Source organism: Kordia sp. SMS9 (genome assembly GCF_003352465.1).
In the GTDB taxonomy this organism is placed as follows: domain Bacteria; phylum Bacteroidota; class Bacteroidia; order Flavobacteriales; family Flavobacteriaceae; genus Kordia.
This window is the reverse complement of the sequence record NZ_CP031153.1, coordinates 5181168-5203617: the sequence shown is the minus strand read 5'-3', so window position 1 is coordinate 5203617 and position 22450 is coordinate 5181168. Positions and strand designations below refer to the sequence as shown.

At 36.6% G+C, this 22450-nt stretch carries 16 protein-coding genes and 1 tRNA gene; 14 read left to right on the top strand and 3 right to left on the bottom strand.

Translation table 11 applies throughout. The annotated features are described in order from the left end of the window. Positions 1-30 precede the first annotated feature (30 nt). The 12 genes from KORDIASMS9_RS21935 (at position 31) to KORDIASMS9_RS21875 (ending at position 14812) form a co-directional block, all read left to right on the top strand. Positions 31-426 carry a hypothetical protein gene (locus tag KORDIASMS9_RS21935; protein WP_114904906.1) on the top strand — a complete coding sequence of 132 codons (396 nt, stop codon included), beginning with the start codon at positions 31-33 and terminating at the stop codon, positions 424-426. 1 nt (position 427) lies between these two features. Next, positions 428-1918: an alpha/beta fold hydrolase gene (locus KORDIASMS9_RS21930; protein WP_114904905.1), complete on the top strand. Its 1491-nt coding sequence runs from the start codon at positions 428-430 to the stop codon at positions 1916-1918. Positions 1919-2612: 694 nt separating this feature from the next. Continuing rightward, complete coding sequence (locus KORDIASMS9_RS21920) at positions 2613-3230, top strand: GNAT family N-acetyltransferase (RefSeq protein ID WP_114904903.1); 618 nt, start codon at positions 2613-2615, stop codon at positions 3228-3230. Continuing rightward, positions 3227-4423: an argininosuccinate synthase gene (locus KORDIASMS9_RS21915; protein ID WP_114904902.1), complete on the top strand. Its 1197-nt coding sequence runs from the start codon at positions 3227-3229 to the stop codon at positions 4421-4423. The genes KORDIASMS9_RS21920 and KORDIASMS9_RS21915 overlap by 4 nt, the downstream gene beginning before the upstream one ends. Then, the gene (gene argC / locus KORDIASMS9_RS21910; RefSeq protein WP_114904901.1) at positions 4420-5397 is read left to right on the top strand and encodes an N-acetyl-gamma-glutamyl-phosphate reductase; all 978 of its coding nucleotides are present in this window, start codon (positions 4420-4422) and stop codon (positions 5395-5397) included. Before KORDIASMS9_RS21915 ends, argC begins: the two co-directional genes overlap by 4 nt. Positions 5398-5410: 13 nt before the next feature. Continuing rightward, on the top strand, positions 5411-6553 hold the full coding sequence (locus tag KORDIASMS9_RS21905) for an aspartate aminotransferase family protein (protein ID WP_114904900.1): 1143 nt from the start codon (positions 5411-5413) through the stop codon (positions 6551-6553). Positions 6554-6581: 28 nt separating this feature from the next. Beyond that, positions 6582-7517, top strand: coding sequence for an N-acetylornithine carbamoyltransferase (locus KORDIASMS9_RS21900; RefSeq protein ID WP_114905328.1), 936 nt, complete (start codon positions 6582-6584; stop codon positions 7515-7517). A gap of 2 nt (positions 7518-7519) precedes the next feature. After that, a complete protein-coding gene (argB, locus tag KORDIASMS9_RS21895; protein WP_114904899.1) occupies positions 7520-8296 on the top strand; it encodes an acetylglutamate kinase in 777 nt (258 codons plus the stop codon). After that, positions 8293-9357 (top strand): M20 family metallo-hydrolase, encoded by a 1065-nt coding sequence (locus KORDIASMS9_RS21890; protein WP_114904898.1) that lies wholly within the window; start codon positions 8293-8295, stop codon positions 9355-9357. The genes argB and KORDIASMS9_RS21890 overlap by 4 nt, the downstream gene beginning before the upstream one ends. 110 nt (positions 9358-9467) lie before the next feature. Continuing rightward, positions 9468-10748 (top strand): argininosuccinate lyase, encoded by a 1281-nt coding sequence (gene argH, locus KORDIASMS9_RS21885; protein WP_114904897.1) that lies wholly within the window; start codon positions 9468-9470, stop codon positions 10746-10748. A gap of 120 nt (positions 10749-10868) precedes the next feature. After that, positions 10869-11270, top strand: coding sequence for a hypothetical protein (locus tag KORDIASMS9_RS21880; RefSeq protein ID WP_114904896.1), 402 nt, complete (start codon positions 10869-10871; stop codon positions 11268-11270). Between the two features lie 545 nt (positions 11271-11815). Then, the gene (locus tag KORDIASMS9_RS21875; protein ID WP_114904895.1) at positions 11816-14812 is read left to right on the top strand and encodes an ELWxxDGT repeat protein; all 2997 of its coding nucleotides are present in this window, start codon (positions 11816-11818) and stop codon (positions 14810-14812) included. 553 nt (positions 14813-15365) lie between these two features. Here the strand turns inward: KORDIASMS9_RS21875 and KORDIASMS9_RS21870 are convergent. From KORDIASMS9_RS21870 to KORDIASMS9_RS21860, 3 genes are all read right to left on the bottom strand, one after another. Then, positions 15366-15439: transfer RNA gene (locus KORDIASMS9_RS21870), tRNA-Arg, on the bottom strand. 131 nt (positions 15440-15570) lie between these two features. After that, positions 15571-15723, bottom strand: a complete 153-nt coding sequence (locus KORDIASMS9_RS23900) for an SsrA-binding protein (RefSeq protein ID WP_114904894.1) — start codon at positions 15721-15723, stop codon at positions 15571-15573. 142 nt (positions 15724-15865) lie between these two features. After that, positions 15866-16045, bottom strand: coding sequence for a hypothetical protein (locus tag KORDIASMS9_RS21860; RefSeq protein WP_114904893.1), 180 nt, complete (start codon positions 16043-16045; stop codon positions 15866-15868). Positions 16046-16529: 484 nt separating this feature from the next. On the opposite strand from KORDIASMS9_RS21860, the gene KORDIASMS9_RS21855 reads away from it, so the two are divergent. Then, entirely contained in the window at positions 16530-18926 is a 2397-nt protein-coding gene (locus KORDIASMS9_RS21855) for a hypothetical protein (protein WP_114904892.1), read from the top strand. Next, a complete protein-coding gene (locus tag KORDIASMS9_RS21850) occupies positions 18926-22435 on the top strand; it encodes a hypothetical protein (protein ID WP_114904891.1) in 3510 nt (1169 codons plus the stop codon). The genes KORDIASMS9_RS21855 and KORDIASMS9_RS21850 overlap by 1 nt, the downstream gene beginning before the upstream one ends. The last annotated feature ends 15 nt before the right edge of the window (positions 22436-22450 follow it).

Sequence of the window (22450 nt, the reverse complement as noted above, 5' to 3'; positions counted from 1 at the left end):
GGTTTGTACCAACTTTAAAAAATCACACACATGAAAACAATACAAGTATTCGTATGTTGTATCATACTAACGATTTCCGTACAATTGCAAGCACAATCTGAAAAAATAGACACGAATGTTTTAATAGGCGAGTGGCAACTAGACATGAGTCCAGAAAACACAACAGATGCAAATTTTGCCAAGATGATCATCACAAAAGTCAACAACAACGAATTAAAAGGATCTTTTTATCGTGATGGTGTACGCATTCGCGAAGGACGCATCAATACGCAAACAGGAATCATTTATGGCGCGCTAGTTTCAGGAGACAATTCTGGCGAATACAACACGTCTTTTTACTATAAAAATGGAAAACTGTACGGAAGCACACATGCCATTGGAAGAGCATTTTTAGCTGTTTGGACAGCCACAAAACAAACCAATTAAGATGTTGAAAAATTATTTACTCTTTTTATTACTATTGTCATTATTTTCTTGCGGGAAGAAGGAAACGAACGTTGTTTTCACGCCAACATTTACAGAATCGGCAACGACAACGCATACAATTCCTGAAGGACAAAACTATACGTTTGGCTATGTAGAAGTATTGGAAAATCGTGAAAATCCTGCTGGAAATACAATTAAACTGCCTGTCTATATCTTTAAAAGCAGAAGTAAAAATCCAAAAAAAGATCCCATCATTTACACGGTTGGCGGTCCTGGAAGTTCTACCATGCGTTCGGCGCAATACATGAACTATTATCAGTATTTAGACGATAGAGATTTCATTTTATTTGAACAGCGCGGCACACAACATGCGCAGCCACATTTAGACTGTCCCGAATGGTCAGAAGCAGTGTATGTGTCAAATCTTCCCGATTTCAAGGAAACAGAACGCGATAGTCTATTTGAAAATGCGGCAACGCGTTGTAGAGAACGATTGACTGCAAAAGGAATTCAGCTCAATCATTACAATACCAATGCTACTGCGGCTGACATAGAAGACTTGCGAAAGGTTTTGAATATAGAATCATACAATCTTTTAACCATTTCGTACAGCACGAAAATTGCACAAGTCTTGCTTCGCGATTATTCAACACACATCAGGAGCGTTGTGATGGATTCGCCATTGCCACTTGCCGTGAACTATGATGAAGAAAGTGTTGCCAATTTGATGGAAGTTGTCGAAAAACTACTATCTGATTGTGAAACTGATGAAAAATGTGCAGCGAATTATCCAAACTTAAAAAACAGATTCTTTCAGTATTTACAAGACAAAACCGAAAATCCGTTAGCAGTTGAGGTCGTAAATCCGAATACGGGAAAACCTGCAACTTTTTATCTGCAAGGCAAAGATTTAATCACGGTTTTTACAATTTCTAACTCAAATTCGGTTGCAAACGTACCTCATGAAATTCAAAAAATACTAAACAATGATCTAAGTTCAGTAAAAGCACAATTAGCGAGTTTATTTCAAAAGCCAACACAATTCACAGGTTCAGGGATTGGCATGCGTTTATCGGTTTGGTGCGCGGAAGAATATCCGTTTGCTACAAAAACAGTCATTGCTTCCGAGAAAACCAACTATCCAGAAGTCAAAGGATTATCGCCGATGGTATTTGAATCGAATATCTGTGACATTTGGAGTGTACAATCAGCAAAGGCTATTGAAAATAAAGCCGTACAAAGTGATGTGCCTGTATTAGTATTAAGTGGCGAATACGACAGTGAAACGCCTGTAAAATGGGCTTCACAACTGCAGAAAAAATTTCCGAACAGCTATCATGTTACTTTCAAAGGTTGGAAACACACCGTAACAACCAATTGGAGCAATCCGTGCGGAATGGAAGTCGCGAATGCTTTCTTCAATGATCCAAGCAGTAAGCCGAATCCAGCGTGTTTTGGTGAAATAAAACCTTTAAAATTTAAAGTTGAGTAACAACAAAAATTGCTATCAAACCTAATATTTATTGGTTATTTTTGCAATATCCAAAAACCGAAAAAGTGCGAATCAAATACTGCGATGTCTGCAAAAAAGACTTTTCAACCATGTATAGAATCCAATACAAACTGCCCAAAGCATGGGTTTTTGTCTGTGAAGATTGCTTGTTACAAGTAAAAAAAGACACTAAAAACTATCGCTACGGCGGTACTTGGAAAAAGTAGCAACCATCAATACATCATCCGAAAGTAGAATAATTACTAAAAAAGCAGTTGTTTTTTAAGAATATCACATTTTAAACCTTAATTTATAAGCATATCTATAAAACTTCAAGTGAAATTATTTTTAATGTAGCGCGTATCACAATAATTTGTAGTTTTATACTAATGATTACACAAAATAAAATACAGACAAAATCACCCATGCTGCGCTTGCGCCGCTGCCGCTGTTAATTCCTTTAGTTAGCAACTCACTATCTGTATCACTATTTTATTTGTATTTCTTGAATCATTATTTATCCATATCATTTTATCAAAGTACCGTTATTGACATCAATAACACTATTCCCGTACGCCGCTTTTTAACACGCCGCCCGTAAGGGTAGCTACTTGTTGGGAACTTAGGTGCGTCCGGTTCTTCTTTTCAAAATACATCAAAACATAACTTTTTTAATCATTTATACATAAGCACAATGGAAATTGTCATAGCTAACAGTTCGCATAGTATATATGCTGAAACTATTTGTGAAACTATTTTACTAGCAGCTCAAGTTAGAGGAACAGGAATCGCGAAGCGAAATCCAGCGTATGTCATCTCTAAAATGGAGCAGGGAAATGCCGTCATTGCGTTGGATGGCGAAAAATTTGTAGGCTTCTGTTACATAGAAGCGTGGAGTCACGGAAAATTCGTGGCAAATTCAGGACTCATTGTTCATCCCGATTACAGAGGAAAAGGCATTGCCAAACGCATCAAAAAGAAAATATTTGAACATTCCAGAACCAAATTTCCCAAGGCAAAAGTGTTTAGTATTACCACAGGACTCGCCGTGATGAAACTCAACAGTGAGTTAGGCTATAAACCTGTAACCTTTTCAGAATTGACGGAAGATCAATCCTTTTGGAATGGCTGTCAAACCTGTAAAAACTTTGATGTATTAAAACGGACACAACAAAAAATGTGCTTGTGTACAGGCATGTTGTACGATCCAAACTCAAGCGAATCTAAACAAAAAACAAAAGTAAAAGCAAAGGTGTTTCAAAGATTAAAAAGCATCAAACAAACCCTGTTCTTAAAAAAAGATAAAAAATGAAGAATCCTAAAAAATTAGTACTTGCCTATAGTGGCGGATTAGATACGTCGTATTGCGCGGTACATTTAAGTCAAGATTTGCAGTTTGAAGTCCACGCAGTCAGTGTCAATACGGGCGGATTTACACCAAAAGAAATACAAACCATAGAAGAAAACGCATACCAAATGGGCGTTTCCACTTATAAAAACATTGATGCTGTGACCACTTTTTATGAAAAAGTAGTAAAATATCTCATCTTTGGAAATGTACTAAAAAACAATACCTATCCACTTTCTGTAAGTGCAGAACGTATTGTGCAAGCCATTGAAATCATTGAATACTCCAAAAGTATTGATGCCAAATACATTGCTCACGGAAGTACAGGCGCAGGAAACGATCAAGTGCGATTTGACATGATTTTTCAAACATTGGCGCCAGAAATTGAAATCATCACACCCATCAGGGATCAGCAATTATCACGTGATGAAGAAATCAACTATCTAAAAGCCAATGGCGTAGATGCATCTTGGGAAAAAGCAAAATACTCCATCAACAAAGGACTTTGGGGAACAAGTGTTGGTGGCGAAGAAACCTTAACTTCTCACAAAGCTTTGCCTGAAGAAGCCTATCCATCACAAATAAAAAAACAAGAAGCAGAAAAAGTGAAACTTACCTTTTCAAAAGGGGAATTGGTCGCCGTGAACGGACAAGAAAATTTGCCAGCAAAAAATATTGAAGAGCTAAATAACTTAGCTTCTGCGTTTGCTATAGGAAGAGATATTCATGTCGGAGATACAATTGTCGGCATCAAAGGAAGAGTCGGATTTGAAGCTGCTGCCGCGATCATTTGCATCAAAGCGCATCATTTATTAGAGAAGCATACGCTGACGAAATGGCAATTGCAACACAAAGAATACTTGTCCAATTTCTACGGAATGCATTTGCATGAAGGACAATACTTAGATCCTGTCATGCGTGATATGGAAAGTTTTTTACAAAGCAGTCAGGCAAACGTTTCAGGAGACGTTTTCATCACGCTAAAACCCTATCATTTTACACTAGACGGAATTCAGTCGGAACACGATTTGATGCAAGCAAAATTTGGAAGCTATGGCGAAATGAACTCAGGTTGGACCGCTGACGAAGCGAAAGGATTCATCAAAATCTTGGGGAATCAAAACAAAATATATCAACAAGTAAACGCAACAAAATGATCGAAGTCGGAATTATAGGTGGCGCGGGTTATACCGCAGGAGAACTCATTAGATTGTTGCTGCATCACGCGAAGGTAAACATCAATTTTGTGTACAGTACTTCCAATGCAGGCAATAAAATTAGCGATGTTCATCAAGATTTGATAGGTGCTACAAATAAGTCGTTTACAAATACGATCAATCTTGACGTGGATGTGGTTTTTTTATGCTTGGGACATGGAAATTCGAAAGCATTTCTAACACAACATACCTTTTCAAAAAACACGAAAATTATAGATTTAAGCAATGATTTTAGACTGAAAAACGATCAACAATTTGAAAAATTATCGTTTGTATACGGATTGCCAGAATTGCAAAAAGAAGCGATCAAAAAAGCACAATACATCGCGAATCCAGGATGTTTTGCAACGGCAATTCAGTTAGCGTTGTTGCCATTGGTACATCACAAATTGTTGCAACATGATGTGCATATCAATGCCGTAACAGGCGCGACAGGTGCAGGAACTTCCTTATCCAAAACAACGCATTTTACGTGGAGAGATAATAATTTTTCCTATTACAAACCGTTCACGCATCAGCATTTGGGCGAAATTCATCAAACAATGCAACAATTGCAAAACGATTTTACTTCCGAGATCAACTTTATGCCAAATAGAGGAAACTTTAGCAGAGGTATTTTCGCCACCGCATACACCAAATTTGAAGACAGTTTGGAAGCCGCCGAAAAATTGTATACAGACTTTTACAAAGATGCCGCGTTTACGTTTGTGAGCTCCAATCAAGTGCATTTAAAGCAAGTGGTGAACACCAATAAATGTCTATTGCATCTTCACAAACACGAAAATAAATTACTAATCACAAGTAGTATTGACAATCTTTTAAAAGGTGCTTCAGGGCAAGCCGTGCAGAACATGAATTTGATGTTCGACTTTCCAGAAACCGAAGGATTGCAACTCAAAGCTACGTATTTTTAAAACGCTGACAATCATGAGTGTATTCAATGTATATCCAGTTTTTGACATCACGCCTGTTTCGGCAGAAGATGTATTTGTGTATGATGAAAAAAACACCAAATATCTCGATTTATATGGCGGTCATGCCGTGATTTCGATCGGACATTCGCATCCGAAATATGTGGAAGCACTTACGAATCAAGTACAAAAAATAGGCTTTTACAGCAATTCGATTGAAAATCCGTTGCAAAAAAAATTAGCAGACACCTTAACACGCATGTCAAACTGCAAAGGCTATCAATTATTTATGTGCAATTCTGGAGCAGAAGCAAACGAAAATGCACTCAAATTGGCTTCTTTTCATACGCATAAAACAGACATTCTTGCGTTTAAAAATGCGTTTCATGGAAGAACCTCAGCAGCAGTGGCGGCAACGGATAATGCTAAAATTGTAGCACCAATCAATGCGCAACAGAACGTGCATTTTGTGGATTTGGGCGATTTAGAAGCAGTAGAAACGGTGTTGAAAAAAAATACAACCTGTGCCGTCATTGTAGAATGCATTCAAGGTGTTGGCGGTTTGGACGAAAGCACAACAGCATTTTATCAAGGATTGGACATTCTCTGTAAAAAATACAACACAATTCTCATTGCGGACGAAGTGCAGGCAGGTTTTGGTAGAACGGGCGATTTCTTTTCGTTTCAAAAACATCTTATTACGCCCGATATTATTTCGATGGCAAAAGGCATGGGCAATGGTTTTCCTGTGGGCGGAATTTTAATTCACCCAAAAATCAAAGCTTCCTACGGTTTGTTGGGAACCACTTTTGGTGGAAATCACTTGGCGTGTAGCGCATCGCTCGCAGTATTAAAAGTGATAGAAGCACAACAATTAATGCAACATGTGGCAATCATTTCCGAGTACTTTCTCGCGGAAGCGAAAAAATTGCCACAACTCAAAAAAACCAAGGGAAGAGGTTTAATGTTGGGATTGGAATTTGATTTTCCGATAGCAGATTTGCGCAAAGAGTTGATTTACAAACACCATATTTTCACAGGAAGCGCCGCCAATCCGAATGTGTTGCGCATATTGCCGCCGTTGACCATTACCAAAAAACATATTGCACAATTATTCAACGCGTTGCACAAGGTGTTGGAAGCAAAAAAGTTTAATTAAAATGATGCCACTTTCGTGGGAAATACACATGAAGCAGTTCACAAACATATACGATTTAGAAAGCATTCCCCAAACGATCACAGAAGCGTTGGAGTTGAAGGCAAATCCGTTTGCATACGAAACTTTAGGGAAGCACAAAACCATAGTATTACTCTTTTTTAATGCTAGTTTGCGAACGCGTTTAAGTACTGAAAAAGCTGCGAAAAACTTAGGTATGAACACCATGATTTTAAACGTAAACAACGCATGGAATTTGGAATTTGAAGAAGGAACAGTGATGAATTTAGAAGCTCCAGAACATATCAAAGAAGCGGCACAAGTCATTTCGCAATATGCAGATATCATTGCGGTGAGAGCATTTCCGAGTTTGCAAGACAAGAAAAAAGATGCTTCTGAGTGGATTTTGAATAGTTTTGTCAAATATGCTACAGTCCCCATTGTCAACATGGAAAGTGCGACGATGCATCCGCTGCAAGCACTCACAGATGCGATGACGATTGCCGAATTGAAAACGAAGCAAAAGCCGAAAGTGGTGTTGTCGTGGGCGCCACATCCAAAAGCGTTGCCGCAAGCAGTGGCAAATTCGTTTGTAAAAATGATGCAGCAAGTTGCCGTAGATTTTAGCATTACACATCCAAAGGGCTATGAACTGAATTCAGAAATCACGAAAAATGTTCCTATTCAGTACGATCAAAAAGAAGCGTTGCAACATGCAGATTTTGTGTATGCAAAAAATTGGAGCAGTTACGAATCGTATGGAAAAGTGTTGCATCAAGATGCCAATTGGATGCTGACAAAAGACAAACTAAGAAAGGCAAAATTTATGCATTGTTTGCCTGTGCGAAGAAACGTTGTTGTGGAAGATGCGGTGTTGGACAGTAAAAACTCCATCGTCATTCAACAATCGGGAAACAGAGTATATTCGGCACAAATTGTATTGAAAAAAATCTTAGAAAATTTGTAAGTATGGAAACTCTAAAAATTGTAAAAATTGGCGGTCACGTGTTGAATGACGAAGGTGCGTTAGATGCGTTTTTGAACGATTTTTCGCAGATAGCTTCCCCGAAAATTTTAGTACACGGCGGTGGAAAATTAGCGACAGCATTGGCAAAACAGATGAATATTGAAGTTCAAATGAACGATGGAAGACGTATTACAAATGCAGAAACTTTAGACATTATCACAATGGTATATTCAGGAAAAATTAATACAACGATCGTCGCAAAACTACAAGCAAAAAGCACCAATGCAATGGGATTTTCTGGAGCAGACGGCAATAGTATTGTAGCTGAAAAACGACCTGTAAAGGATATCAACTACGGTTATGTGGGCGATATCAAAAAAGTAAACACCACACACTTGCAATTGTTGTTAAATCATGGAATTACGCCTGTTTTTTGTGCTATTACGCATGACGCGAATGGACAATTACTCAACACCAATGCAGACACGGTCGCTTCTGAATTGGCGATTGCTTTTGCGGAAACGTATATGACAGAATTGTACTATTGCTTCGAAAAAAACGGCGTTTTAAAAGATATTAATCAAGACGATTCTGTTATTGAAACGATTGATACTAAAAACTATCAACAATTACTCAAAGAAAACATCATTGCTGATGGCATGTTGCCAAAACTCACCAACTGTTTTCATGCGATTGATCATCATGTGAAAAAAGTCCATATTGGAACATCAGCAATGCTTTTAAACAAAAATATAACACATACAATCATTCAAAAATGAATCATACGGAACTCACAAATAAGGCAATCAACTTATTAAAAAAACTCATTGAAACGCCATCGTTTTCTTCGGAAGAAGAAGGCACAGCTGCACATATCGAAAATTGGTTTCAAGAACATGAAATTCCTTTTAAAAGATCCAATAATAATATTTGGGCGGCCAATTTACATTTTGATGAAAGCAAACCGACATTGTTGCTCAATTCGCATCACGACACGGTAAAACCGAATAACGGTTACACCAAAAATCCGTTTGAAGCCATTGTGGAAAATGGAAAATTATACGGTTTGGGCAGCAATGATGCAGGCGGCTGTTTGGTCTCGCTCATAGCAACGTTTACCTACTATTACAAGCAACCGAATTTGGCGTATAATTTAGTGATGGTCGCTTCCGCAGAAGAGGAAAGCAGCGGCGAAAATGGTTTGAACAGTATGTTGTCCATCATTCCAAAAATTGACGTAGCAATTGTGGGCGAACCAACCTTGATGCAATTGGCAATCGCAGAAAAAGGATTGGTCGTTTTTGACGCTACTGTCAAAGGAACGCCGAGTCACGCAGCACATCCAAATGATGACAATGCCATTTACAACACCATTGATGTTTTAAAGTGGTTTCAAGAATATACTTTTGAAAAAAAATCTGCGGTGTTGGGCGATGTAAAAATGACTGTGACACAAATCAACGCAGGAAAACAGCACAATGCGGTACCTGCAAACGTAAAATTAGTCGTAGATGTTCGGGTAAATGATGCATATTCTAACGAAGAAATTGCGGATATTCTTCAAGCAGCATCACCGTGTTCGGAAATTATTCCAAGAAGTCTGCGTTTAAACTCGTCTTCCATTCCAAAAGAGCATCCGTTGGTGCAAGCAGGAATCGCTTTGGGGAGAGAAACCTATGGTTCGCCAACGTTATCCGATCAAGCAGCATTGTCGTGTCCGTCCTTAAAATTAGGTCCAGGAAACAGTACGCGTTCACACACTGCAGATGAATTTATTTATTTGTATGAAATTGAGGAAGGCGTGAAAATTTATATAGAATTATTAAGTAGAATTGTGTAACGATAGTTTTGAGAAATGAGTATTGAGAAGTTTCCATGAAAATCTTCATACTTCATACTAACGACTAAAAACAGATTCCTGCCTTCGCAGGAATACAAAAGAGAAGATATATGAAACTTTGGGATAAAGGAAGTACGATTGATAAAAAAATAGAAGCATTTACGGTAGGAAACGATCGTGAAATTGACATACACATTGCGAAGTATGATGTGCAAGCTTCGTTGGCGCATGCGAAAATGCTGGAAAAAATTCAGATCATTTCTGTGGAAGAATTGCAACAACTCACCACAGGATTGGAAACATTACAACAACAATTAGATGATGGTACTTTTGCAATAGAAGCACAGTTTGAAGACGTGCATTCAAAAATTGAATATGAGCTCACAAAAGCCTATGGCGAAGTGGGAAAAAAGATTCACACAGCACGTTCGCGAAACGATCAGGTTTTGGTGGCGTTGCAACTGTTTTACAAAGATCATTTACACAGCATTATAGAGCAAACGGAGACTTTTTTTGACACACTTTTGCAATTGGCAGCAACACACAAAGACGCTTTATTGCCTGGGTACACACACTTACAAGTCGCGATGCCTTCTTCGTTCGGATTGTGGTTTTCGGCGTATGCAGAATTGTTAATTGACGATGTGTATGTATTGCAAGCAGCCTTAAAAACCGTAGATCAAAATCCGTTGGGATCGGCGGCAGGGTATGGAAGTTCGTTTCCGATTGATCGAACTTTTACAACTGCTGAATTAGGTTTTTCAACGTTAAAATACAATGTGGTTGCCGCACAAATGAGCAGAGGAAAAAGCGAACGAACCGTGGCGATGGCATTGGGAAGTTTGGCAAACACCTTAGCGCGATTTGCCATGGATATTTGTTTGTACATGAGTCAAAACTTTGATTTCATTACTTTTCCAGATGCACTAACGACGGGAAGCAGCATTATGCCACATAAAAAAAATCCAGATGTTTTTGAGTTGATTCGTGGGAAATGCAATAAGATTCAAGCGTTGTATACGGAAATGGTGCTCATCACTAATAATTTGCCAAGTGGTTATCATAGAGATTTCCAATTGTTAAAAGAACATATAATTTTAGCGTTTTCAGACATGAAAGCTGTGCTGGAAATTTTCAATCATTCCATTCAACAGGTACAACTCAAAAAGATTGATTTCACAGATGAAAAATACAAATATCTTTCAACCGTGGATAGCATCAACAATCTCGTTGTGGATGGTGTTTCGTTTAGAGAAGCGTATCAAACTATTGGAAAGCAAGTAGAAGATGGAACTTATTCTGCGGAAAGTTCTAAAAAGCATACGCACGAAGGAAGCATTCACAATTTGTGTTTGGATTCGATTAAGGCGAAGTTTCCCAAGGAATCATAGCTATTTTTTAGGAAAGTTTTAATTCAAGCAATTAGTGTGTAATTTATTGTTAAAAATCTTTAATAAAAAGGAATTCTCTTTTATTACAATGTAGGCATTCGCATCTATCCAGGCACACCATTGCATGACGATTGGAAAAACGGGAAGCTCATTTCAGCACATTTGTACGCCCCAAGATTGCAAGACGAAGCGCTGAGTAATTTGGTATATTCTTCTCCGAAAGCTTCCAGAATACTGTCGCTACAACTTCAACAAAAATTTGAAGCGTTTGACAATATCAGAGGAATAGAAATGGGAAGGCAAAAATATTTAGACAATCATTCACGCTTGTTAATGGTGGTGCTATCCGAATGGTACAAAGGAAACATTACAGAAGTGACTACAATTTTAAAAAAAATGAACATTTATCTTACGACCAATGCAAATTTGGTTGAAAAAATACTACGCTATGAAAGAGAAATTCGAAGATTCAATAGAATTCCTGAATGGGCAAAAGCGCCTTCTAACATCTTTATTGCTTAATACATTTCTTCACAGTACGGTTTCACTCAAACATTTAAAGTTTATTTTTTGCCTTAACATTTCATGCTTTTTTAACTTTTTCGGGAATGAAAAAATCACGATCAAGCTTTTTGAATATTTTTCAACATCAAAAGTAAATTCGATCAACCATTAAAAATTAGGCTGAATTCCATATATATATATACGTCAATTCAAGGAATTAGGGCTTTTATTCCTATTATATTATACCAATTTACACATAAAATGATGTTTATAAACTCGTTCATTTAGCAGTTTAGTTCTTTGTGAATACTTTGTAGCTAAGGCTATGCAAACCATTCACAGCACCCTATACAGCCAAAGCAACTTCGTATCCAAAATACCATTTTAAATGTAAATTGGTATTACTTCTCTTCAGGTTATTTTTTGCAGCCTAATTTTGATTCCATCTTGTAGTCTTAAAAGTAAAAATAACAGTTTTGTAACTTTTTAAGTTGATGCTATACGTATAGTATACATTCGATTATTGTAAGAAAATATTATATTTATCAAAAATTAAAACCATTATGAAAAAAAGTTACCTATTAAAGTATTTTATACTATTTATTTTCAACCTTTCTATCGCCCAAACTACCGATGCAACCTTGGTAGAATTAAATTTTTATCAAGATAGTCACCCGCAACAGCTTACCCCTTTTCAATCAGGATTTTACTTCACGGCAACCGATGGTTTCTTTGAAGATTTTGGGCGAGAATTATGGTACTGTGATGGAACTCCATCTGGCATCTCCATGGTGAAAGATATCAGACCAGGTGATAATTCATCAGATCCTAGTTCTTTAGTTCTTATAAACGACATTCTCTATTTTACGGCGTATGATGGTGTAAACGGCAATGAACTGTGGAAAAGTGATGGCACAGAAGCCGGAACTGTCATGGTGAAAGACATAAGACCCAACGACAATAGTGAATATAACGGTCCAACGGATCTAATAGCATTCAACGGATCATTGTATTTTACTGCCACCAATAATATTGATGGAACAGAATTATGGAAGAGTGATGGAACAGAAGCTGGAACCGTCATGGTCAAAGATATCAATCAAAGTCCCAATGGAAGTAGCATACCTAGTGAGTTGTTCATTTTTAACAATGCACTTTATTTTAGAGCTACCAACGGTATAGATGGTTTTGAACTGTGGAAAAGTGACGGCACAGAAGCTGGAACTGTCATGGTGAAAGATATCAATACTAATAATTCATCAATAGATGCTGGAAATCAATTTTTAATCCTAAATAACAACTTCTATTTTTACGCAACCGATGGTATCAATGGTTTAGAACTATGGAAAAGTGACGGAACCGAAACTGGAACTGTCATGGTGAAAAATATCAGAGCTAGTGTAGGTTCCAGTGCCTTTAGACTCAAAGGGAGCGTACTCAATAATCTACTAATCTTTGAAGCTAATGACGGAATCAATGGTTTAGAACTTTGGAAAAGTGATGGAACGGAAGCTGGAACCTCAATGATCAGTAATATAAATGGTGTAAGTGCGAGTAGCATTTCTGGGAGTAGTAGGTATATAACGTATAACAATGAAGTCTATTTTTTGGCAAATGATAATACGCACGGAATTGAAATATGGAAAACAGATGGTACCGAAGTGGGTACGACACTATTGAAAGACATCAACCCTGGAAACTTATCTGTATGGATAGAAAAATTTCATGTAGATGAAGTCAATAATAAACTTCTATTCTTCACAACAAGTACAAACACTTCTGTTAGAACGCTATGGGGAAGTGATGGCTCCTCTGCGGGGACATTTCAACTATCTACGGTTAGAGACACCAACTCTTCTGGCATAGAAGAAAATTTTATAAGCATTAATAATATGACGATCCTTACAGGGGAAAATGACGTATACGGAAATGAATTGTGGAGTACAGATGGAACTATTGGAGGCACCTCATTTTTTGCAGATATGAACTATTCTGACAGTAGTTTTCCTTCCAAATTTACGGATATAAATGGAAATCTGTTTTTTAGAGCGCGCGGCGTTGAATCTGGGAATCAATTATTTAAAAGTGATGGAACTGTAAGTGGTACGCAGCTCGTTAAAGATATCAATCCTGGAGGCAACTGTATAGATGATCTTTCTGAAATGAAAGAAATCAATGGCACTTTATTTTTTAGCGCAATTAATGGTGTAAACGGTTACGAATTGTGGAAAAGTGACGGAACTGAAAGTGGAACGGTCATGGTTAAAGACATCAATCCTGGAAGTCAAAGTAGCATGCGCAACTTTAATGACAAGCAACCATTTACGGTCATAAACGACATCTTATATTTTTATGCTAATGATGGTGTAAACGGCTTCGAATTATGGAGAAGTGACGGAACTGATGCAGGTACATTTATGATCAAAGATATTCATACAGGCGGCGCAAGCAATCACAGCTATCCGCGCAGTTTTGTAGTGCTCAACAATACCATTTACTTCATTGCTTCAGACAACACAGGGACGGCTTTATGGACAACAGATGGAACCGAAGCTGGAACGCTCAAAATAATAAACTTAAATGATATGAGAGTGCTCACGGCTGTCAATAATAAATTAATTATTGTTGCCGAAACATCAGGAACTACCTATGGTCCTCATGATTTATGGGTTTCTGATGGAACTGCAGCAGGCACAAGTCATCTACAATCATTTGGAGATGGTTCAGACAGTAGCATACAATTTACAACCACATTAAACAATGACATGTATTTTGTTGCCAAAAACCCTATTACAGGGAGAAAATCATTTTACAAAACGGATGGAACCGTTGCTGGCACAGCATTATTATATGATGGAGCTACACATCCGACAATAACTAATGTAGATATTGACAATATTATCACCTGTGGAGGTGCTGTTTATTTTGGAATACAAGATAATTTTGGATTTGATGAAGAATTATGGAGAACAGACGGAGTGACCACCATACAAATAGCAGGATCAGACACCCCCGATTTCTCATACATACGAAACATGACGTGCCACAACAATAACTTATTATATTTAGCTGAAAGTTATCCAAAAAAGATATGGGCGATTAATGATAATATAACCGATGCAGTACACATAAACGTAAATATTTTAAATAGTTCAAGTTTTGAAGGAACCAATGCCATTCTTGAATTGGGGTCGACAGCAAATAATTTATATTTTAGTGGTAGAAATAATAGAAGTGGAATTGAACTTTACATTACAAATGTTGATGCTTCTACATTGAGTATTGCTGATTATACTACTGAAAGCGATGGTAATATAAAATTAGTACGTGCATTCCCAAACCCAGCGAATGGATTTGTAACTATTGCATCGATCACTAGTTCTAAAATTGAGCAATTTGAAATATGGGATTTATCAGGAAAAAAACTTGGCACTTATTTCAATAAAAACTTAAAAACAGAAATCACGTATGATGTTGGTCATTTAAACACAGGGATTTATCTTGTTAAAGCAACTCTGTCAGATGGAAAAATTACCAATCTAAAATTGATTGTAAATTAATCAATTAACACATAAAGATATTTCAGACACATCAAAATATGAAATATAGATTGTAATAAAGCAATAGCTAAAAACAAAGAAGGCTCAACAAATTTTGTTGAGCTTTTTGCTTGTTGTGACCTCGGCAGGATTACTTTGTGATCCTTTGCAACTCACTGTTGCAAATAAGAAACCACGAGCTATCGCTCTAATTCTTCATTTTCATCACAAACCTCAAACGTTGTTTGGCTTTGCACTAAAAACAAAGAACCACGTCAAATTGACGTGGTTTCTTGCTTGTTGTGACCTCGGCAGGATTTTATTTCCTTAAAGCTCCGCTTTGAAAATAAAAAACAAGCTAAAATAAAAAAGCAAGCTATTTATTTCAGCTTGCTTTCCATTTATTCGTGACCTCGGCAGGATTACTTTGTGATCCTTTGCAACTCACTGCTGCAAATAAGAAACCACGAGCTATCGCTCTAGTTCTTTATTTTCATCACAAACCTCAAACGTTATTTGGCTTTGCACTAAAAACAAAGAACCACGTCAAATTGACGTGGTTTCTTGCTTGTTGTGACCTCGGCAGGATTCAAACCTGCAACCTCTTGAGCCGTAATCAAGTGCACTATTCAGTTATGCTACGAGGCCGATTGCTTATTGCGGGTGCAAATATATTTGTTTTTACAATAAATACAAACAATAAACTCTAAAAAATATAATCTTTTTTTATAATGAATTACAACTTACATAAAGTCATACACATGTAATACAGGTTTTATTCAATCTAAAGTATTGGTTGTGACATAATAACGCCAACCTATAATGGCAAGTTGAAATTTAGAAGCTTTACTCAAATCCAATTGCCGTTTGGAAAAAGAAGGCAGCAGCAGTTTATTCAATTTCGCTAATATTTTAAAAAATGACTTTTTCATTGTCATAAAAATAGTAAAAACAATTGAAAAGTGTAAGCATAAACGATATTCATTAAAAACCTATCAGATTGCCATATAAAATAGATTCATAAAAAAAGCGAACCGAAGTTCGCAATTTTAATAGTAGGTACGTAAAGAACTCTTATTGGTCGCCTTTAATACACCATGGCTCAATAGAATTACCACATAAATTATCATCACATGAGTATCCACATTGTGAATTACATTGTGATATAGACTGTCCTCCTTTTAATTTTTCCTCATTAAAATTGGAAATAGACTTTTTGTTAAGCTTTAATGATTTGAGATTCTTTTTTTTCATGATTTAAGATTTAAATTAATAATCTTAAAGATAAGAAATTAAATATAAAACTGTAAGTATTAGTGAAATATTGATGAAATACTGCAACTACAGGATGCTTCTAGTTAAAAAATCAGAATTTTAAATAATTATTTGGTTATTTGTTGAAAATATGAATGGATAAAAGGAGTACAATTTCTTTTATTGGTTTAAAAAACTGATTTTTTTAACAAAAACTTTCATTTCCTCACGAAAGTGGTAATAAATTAACATGAAAATAACAGATTTTTTAAAATTGAAGTAAATTTTTAGTAAGTTTTTTTGCTAACTTTGAGTTGAATAACAACAATCTAGTTATTTAAAATTCTCTCCTTTCTAATCTGTAATTAGCTTTTTTTAACAGCTAATTATTTCTCCCAAGAAAACTATACAACCACCAATGATCACGGTGAATGGTATGAACTGTCCATTCATGCAATACTTTAATTGAAAAAAATAAACGAACATGGAAAACTTCTTTTTCTTTACTGATAAACAGTCATGGGAAAATCAGGATCAATCAAATCAAAGGGAGTTTGGTGCAATAGACGATAATAAATACAGGCTGCAAAGCACACATAAATTTTCGTCAGGAAGTCAAAATTTTGCCATTGCCACGTGCAAGTCTTTAGTACTCATACAAGAGGCGAGTGGAAATCCAAATTTGATCAATATTGCATTAAAACCTGTAAACCCAGTAGATTGGGAATATGATGGTATAGCTTACTTTATTTATAGAGGAATAAAGAAAGATTCTATCATTATCCCTAATCCTGATACAGGCACAGACTTCCCCGAAATATTGGCTTCGTCTCCTATTGCAGGAGCACCTGACATAAAAACGGCTGTTATCGAAAACAAAGCGCGTCTCAATACAGATACGCAAAATCCAGACAATGATCCCGCAATTCCGCGGCATTTGGGATATTCATATTCAGCTTCCGCTGATCCTGCCTCAGATGATTATGTTACTGATGATGTATTCTTAGAAGAAATCTTCTTTAAAGAACCGAACGACATAACATTTCAATTGTCAATCGTAGAAGCAGGTGCTATTCTAGGAGAATTTAGTAACACAAATCTCTCAGGATTTGAAATAATTGGCGATCGCATAGGTTTTGAAGCCACAATGGGTATTCTTAGAACCTCAGAAGAACACGTATTAGACATTTCAAGTTATAACAACTTGGAAAAAAAATACTATAGAGAGCAAGTATTAAACTACTTTGATGCTGCCGCTTTTTATGGCAATTTTTCGAGAATGATTGGCAAAACTCTTTTTGGTTTCAGTGCCACTTCTAGCACATTTGCAGACGAATTAGACATTGTAGAGACGCTTCAAGAATTCAACAACAAAAATAAAATTTATATAGATATCCGTCATCAAACTGGATATTCATATAACTATTATAACAATTTCTTTTACGAGTCATTACATACGAGTCCAGTAGTAGCGTTAAGTCACCATATTTTAGGCGGATTTGATTCCAATCCGACCAATACTGGTTTGCCGTTATATTACACGCCACACAGATGGCCAATATTTTCACAAAGTGGTCCCATACCGGGACAACCAAATGGACGAATTCCGTATTACTTATCATTCCTAAACTTAGTAGGAAGTCTGGCGGCAATCTATCCAACGTATAATGTGGCAACTCCTTACAATACTGATTCTGGAGTGGAATGGAAAAACAGGTCCAAAGGACATATAAAAGAACGTTCTATTTTGGTATATGGGAAAAGTTTACTCGATGTGTATGATGACTTTCCGTCAGATGCAAATTATGAAGGTGAAAACTTTTTAAAGCCGATGGAGTTGTTAAACTATGATGACTATATCAATGCAGGAGATGATCCTGTATATATTGGTAAAGTCAAATACGACAATACTACCGTAAAAATACTCTTCGAAAATACGGATAACGGTCCTATAAGTGGATATTACAACATAAAATTGTTCATTGATTTTATTCCTTCTCATCCTTTCAAAGGAATCATCCCGAGAAAAGTAATCAATCCTGTAGATCCACCAATAGATAGTAACTTAGAAAATTCTCTTTTGCGATATGACAATCATATTTTAGACTTAATGTTTCCAATTTTTGAAATGAAGCAAGTCTTTCCGCATGAATCTGGAAGAGTTTCTGTCCGCTTGTATTCTTCTGAAAATGCTTTTATTACTTCAGGAACGTATGGATATTACTACGATCAGCGATATGTGCCTAAAGTTGGAGTTGCTGAAGATGATAACAACTTGACCTTTTTTGCATACATCAATGAAAAAGATATCTATGAATCGGCGCGTACAAACAATGAGCGAGAAATTACAAACTTAACTTCCTTTACCATTCCGCAACAGGCAGATTTTCTGTTCGGACTGACCAAAAGAGACTTAAATGTAACACTTCAAAAGCAAGATGTTGGTACTGTTAACTACAAAGATTTAATGTTTGATATCAACGGAAATGTTACAAGTTACACTTCAAATCCAGCGACACCAAGCTTATTATTTTATCTGGAAAACAACAGTATCAATGATGGAGTTGACTTTGAATTAGATTTTGAATACTTCGATTGTATTACCATTACAAAAGATCAGTTTGAAGCATTAAAAATATTAAAAGATACACACTTCGGAGCCAACAATAAATTCAGAGTTTATTTGGGAGTTCGCTACAGTAGTTTGCACGATAAACAATCTGCAAATACCATCATAGGAAGATATAGACTAATGCTAAAAGGAATGATTGAAAATTCAGGAGCATTGGAGGAAAAACATGTCATTACTGACATTTTTATTTACACGAAAATAACAGATGATCGTAAAAAATCATCAAGTACTTATAAAACTACTTTCTAATGGCAATATATATAACAGAAACAGCAGCGCAAAATGCTTTGGTTCAAGAAGCCGCATTTTACCCAGACGATCAAACGCCATTAAGCTCCGTATTGTTAAAAAACAATAGAACATTAACCCTCATCAACATGGGGAAAGGAGCTTCTTTGAAATTGGGACGAGACAATAACACAGAAGCAGTACGTATATTGCATATAGCACTGTTTACAGTAATTCCAGAAATGAACGGAGTAAGCCCGCAAGCAAAAGATGCAGCGTTAAGTTTAAAATGGGGACAGTCGGATTTCGGACCAACATTTGTCGGAGAATTTGCCCCAATCACTGAATGGCTTGTAAATTACTTTCAAGAAAACACCGCCGAATTGGCAGCAGAAGCCGATGGAATTGTTGGAAGAAAAACTGTCAAAGAATTAGACAATGCACTCAATAGAATTGGTGGATATGATGAAATTAATGGAGGAACTATCATCAATTACGGACTTGCAGAATACATTAACAAAGACACCGTAATATCAAATACATACTCAGGTGTAGACTATGTGCCATTATACAGTGAACCGATACCTGATAGCAATAAAATAAAACTAAGGCTTAAAAAAGGTGATATCGTTCATGTATTACGAAAGCATCCAGCTACTGCAGCAGGATGGTACCAAGTCATCGTAATATCTGCAAATAAAAATATTCAAACAGCAGCAGGAAAAGATGAACTGACGAAAGCTTACACAAGCAACGTATCTATTGAAGGACATATTGAAGCAGCATACATATGGGAATATTGGGAAACTCCAGGACCTGGAGAACAGTACAAAGCACCAATGCCAGATATGTACTCAAAACTGTATAGAATCCCAGCAAAACCAGTAGGACAAACGTTGACTGAATTCTCTAATCAACAGTTAAAAAGCATCATACAAGAAAACTACTATGATGAGGTGAAAATTTATCCAATCAATTCAGATGGAGAAGCTTTTGACCCAACAGATCCTGCAAACTATGATACAGATGGAAATCCATTACCTGGAAATCCAGACAGTGTCGTTACTTTTACCAATACGCATGGAACATTAGTTGAAGATTCAGCATATTTTCGTTTTTGTTTAAATCTATTGATTTATGCCAACAATCCTGATCCACAAAATGATGGTCACGGTAATGACAAGCGAAGTATTTATCCAAAAGCAGGCAAAAAGTTCTTTACCAAAACAGATCATGATTCCGCATATCTAGATATGGATATACTGTTGTCATCAGGAACCACACCAACTAGTCTCTATCAAGAATTTATAGACTATGTAATTGCAAAAGATCCTAGTGGCGGATATAATTATATCAACAATGGTTTGCCAGATGGTCAAAAAATAGAAGTATTATTACAGGATACTGGAAACTACTTTATGTGGGTTCCATCACGACAATGTGCCGAGAGTTTATGGCGAATGGTCGATCAAGTATACACGGATGCACTTCCGGTAGATGATCCGGTCGTACAACTATCCGAATATGCTATTGAAGCCATGTTTCCAGCCAGATCACTTGGAGCTCGATTCAAAGTTGAGTTAGGCGCTACCTATGCTTTTATTGGAGCCGATTTTGTAGGAGATGTTTCTATGTGGCGACAAGATACAGAGAATCCCAACACACATATTATTAAAATTAGTGCTTACGGAGAATTGCGTCTTGGAGCAGATGTAGGAACGGAAGCTGGATTTGGCTATTGGTCTGGAGGAAATAACAGAAAACGAAAACGACCTGGAATTGGTGCTGCAATTGGTGCTTCGGCTCAATTACAACAAAAAGTAACCGCATTAGTAGAATTTGAAATTCCTATTACAGGAAGAGATCCACTATCAAGAGGATTAGGAGCTATGATGTACGCAGGAGTTGGCGCTTTATTACCAATAACAGCACCTTTTGCCTTTTATAGAGCAGCAGATAATTTCAATCTAGATATTTGGAATTATATGACCAAACTGAAGGTATATACTGGTATCTATGGAAGTGCGGGCGCACAAGCTTCTATTGGTTTTCAATATGGAAATACGAATGACATGCCTGATTGGCAAACATCCAATGTAGATAATAAATACCTAAATGCAATCAAATTTCCATCCTTACTTTCGGGAGCTGCTTTATCAGCTGGAGCTGGAATAAATGGCGAATTTGGATTTGGATTTGATATAGATGTGAAATACTATGTAGGCAGTGATTACCAGAAATGTATGCGCGCCGATGGAACACGAATTCCGCTAGAAGTAAAAGCATTTGCATTTGGTGAAGGACAATTGCATGGAGAGTTTTTTACGTCTCTAAGTAAAGGTATGATTGGAATTCCAATACTTCCAGGGTTCTTACTAAATCAAGGATTGGGAATCAAAGTAGGAATCATTTACAACATCGCAGATCAAGTAACAGATAATGATACAAGTAATTTCGATTTTACATTTAACAATCTAATCAATCAAAGTAAAAAAATCATTTCTATCTACAATTTTGCAGGCGATTTAGATCGCTATTTAGAATATGGGTATGAAGCAACATACAATTTCGATATGAATGGTGTCATAGATACCATCATTGGAGGAGTGGATCCATCTACTATTAAACCAGGAGTTTATGTGCATCCATCATACAACTTTGGAGATAGTTTGCAAAATGTTTTAAACCAATTAGATGGCGCAGAATTTAAGAAACGATTCAACCTTGGATATGTAAAAAGAAAATATCGTTCCATGCTAAGAGCACAACGCATTGTTGGAGAAAGATGGCATGAAGTCAAATCGAAATATATTGGAGGAAAAAGTATCCGGACAGTAAATGTCAACTCGTATCTAGATCTCAACTATACGATTCGTGGAGAAGACTATATCAAAGCAGTAAAATCATTGGCAATCATGGTGCAAATTGGAGTCGCCATAGAAGAATCACCCGATACTTCTGAATTAGCAATTCTATTTAAAAAATTAGAAACGTTCCTTGAAAATGGAAAATCACTAGATGAAAGAATAGATTATGCGATTACGCTTTACAATGATGCCGCATTGACAACAATATTAGCAAACAGAGCACCAGCAGCGCAAGTATTCTATACACTCTTAAATATGACTGCAGTAGAAATTGGAAACAGAACAGGTTTCTACAAATCGAATGCAACATCATTATCTACAGTAGATGCTAGAATTAAAGATATGGTTCTGGTAATGGCAATCAATTATGTAAGCAAATGGAAAGACATTACACTTTCCATGCACAATGAAGCTGGAGGCGGATTTGCCACTGGCGGATCATTAGGTTTTGGAGCTAAAGTGCGTGCTTTTATAGGAATTGAATATGCAATTATCATGCACAGTGATTTTATAAAAGATGACTATGTATTCAACACCAGTTTTTGGGCAAAAATAATGAGATCACTCTTTGATATTGATCCAACAACATTGCCAGGCGGTGAAATCTTACGCGAAGAAGACAAAGAAAAACTTGCTCAAATTTTATTTGATAAACAGTTGTAACGTCAAAACAAAATA

What these genes read in the sequence shown, in the direction of transcription:
- KORDIASMS9_RS21935 (WP_114904906.1), top strand. Translation starts at nt 31, where the DNA reads ATGAAAACAATACAAGTATTCGTATGTTGTATCATACTAACGATTTCC.
- KORDIASMS9_RS21930 (WP_114904905.1), top strand. Translation starts at nt 428, where the DNA reads ATGTTGAAAAATTATTTACTCTTTTTATTACTATTGTCATTATTTTCT.
- KORDIASMS9_RS21920 (WP_114904903.1), top strand. Translation starts at nt 2,613, where the DNA reads ATGGAAATTGTCATAGCTAACAGTTCGCATAGTATATATGCTGAAACT.
- KORDIASMS9_RS21915 (WP_114904902.1), top strand. Translation starts at nt 3,227, where the DNA reads ATGAAGAATCCTAAAAAATTAGTACTTGCCTATAGTGGCGGATTAGAT.
- argC (WP_114904901.1), top strand. Translation starts at nt 4,420, where the DNA reads ATGATCGAAGTCGGAATTATAGGTGGCGCGGGTTATACCGCAGGAGAA.
- KORDIASMS9_RS21905 (WP_114904900.1), top strand. Translation starts at nt 5,411, where the DNA reads ATGAGTGTATTCAATGTATATCCAGTTTTTGACATCACGCCTGTTTCG.
- KORDIASMS9_RS21900 (WP_114905328.1), top strand. Translation starts at nt 6,582, where the DNA reads ATGAAGCAGTTCACAAACATATACGATTTAGAAAGCATTCCCCAAACG.
- argB (WP_114904899.1), top strand. Translation starts at nt 7,520, where the DNA reads ATGGAAACTCTAAAAATTGTAAAAATTGGCGGTCACGTGTTGAATGAC.
- KORDIASMS9_RS21890 (WP_114904898.1), top strand. Translation starts at nt 8,293, where the DNA reads ATGAATCATACGGAACTCACAAATAAGGCAATCAACTTATTAAAAAAA.
- argH (WP_114904897.1), top strand. Translation starts at nt 9,468, where the DNA reads ATGAAACTTTGGGATAAAGGAAGTACGATTGATAAAAAAATAGAAGCA.
- KORDIASMS9_RS21875 (WP_114904895.1), top strand. Translation starts at nt 11,816, where the DNA reads ATGAAAAAAAGTTACCTATTAAAGTATTTTATACTATTTATTTTCAAC.
- KORDIASMS9_RS23900 (WP_114904894.1), bottom strand. Translation starts at nt 15,723, where the DNA reads ATGAAAAAGTCATTTTTTAAAATATTAGCGAAATTGAATAAACTGCTG.
- KORDIASMS9_RS21860 (WP_114904893.1), bottom strand. Translation starts at nt 16,045, where the DNA reads ATGAAAAAAAAGAATCTCAAATCATTAAAGCTTAACAAAAAGTCTATT.
- KORDIASMS9_RS21855 (WP_114904892.1), top strand. Translation starts at nt 16,530, where the DNA reads ATGGAAAACTTCTTTTTCTTTACTGATAAACAGTCATGGGAAAATCAG.
- KORDIASMS9_RS21850 (WP_114904891.1), top strand. Translation starts at nt 18,926, where the DNA reads ATGGCAATATATATAACAGAAACAGCAGCGCAAAATGCTTTGGTTCAA.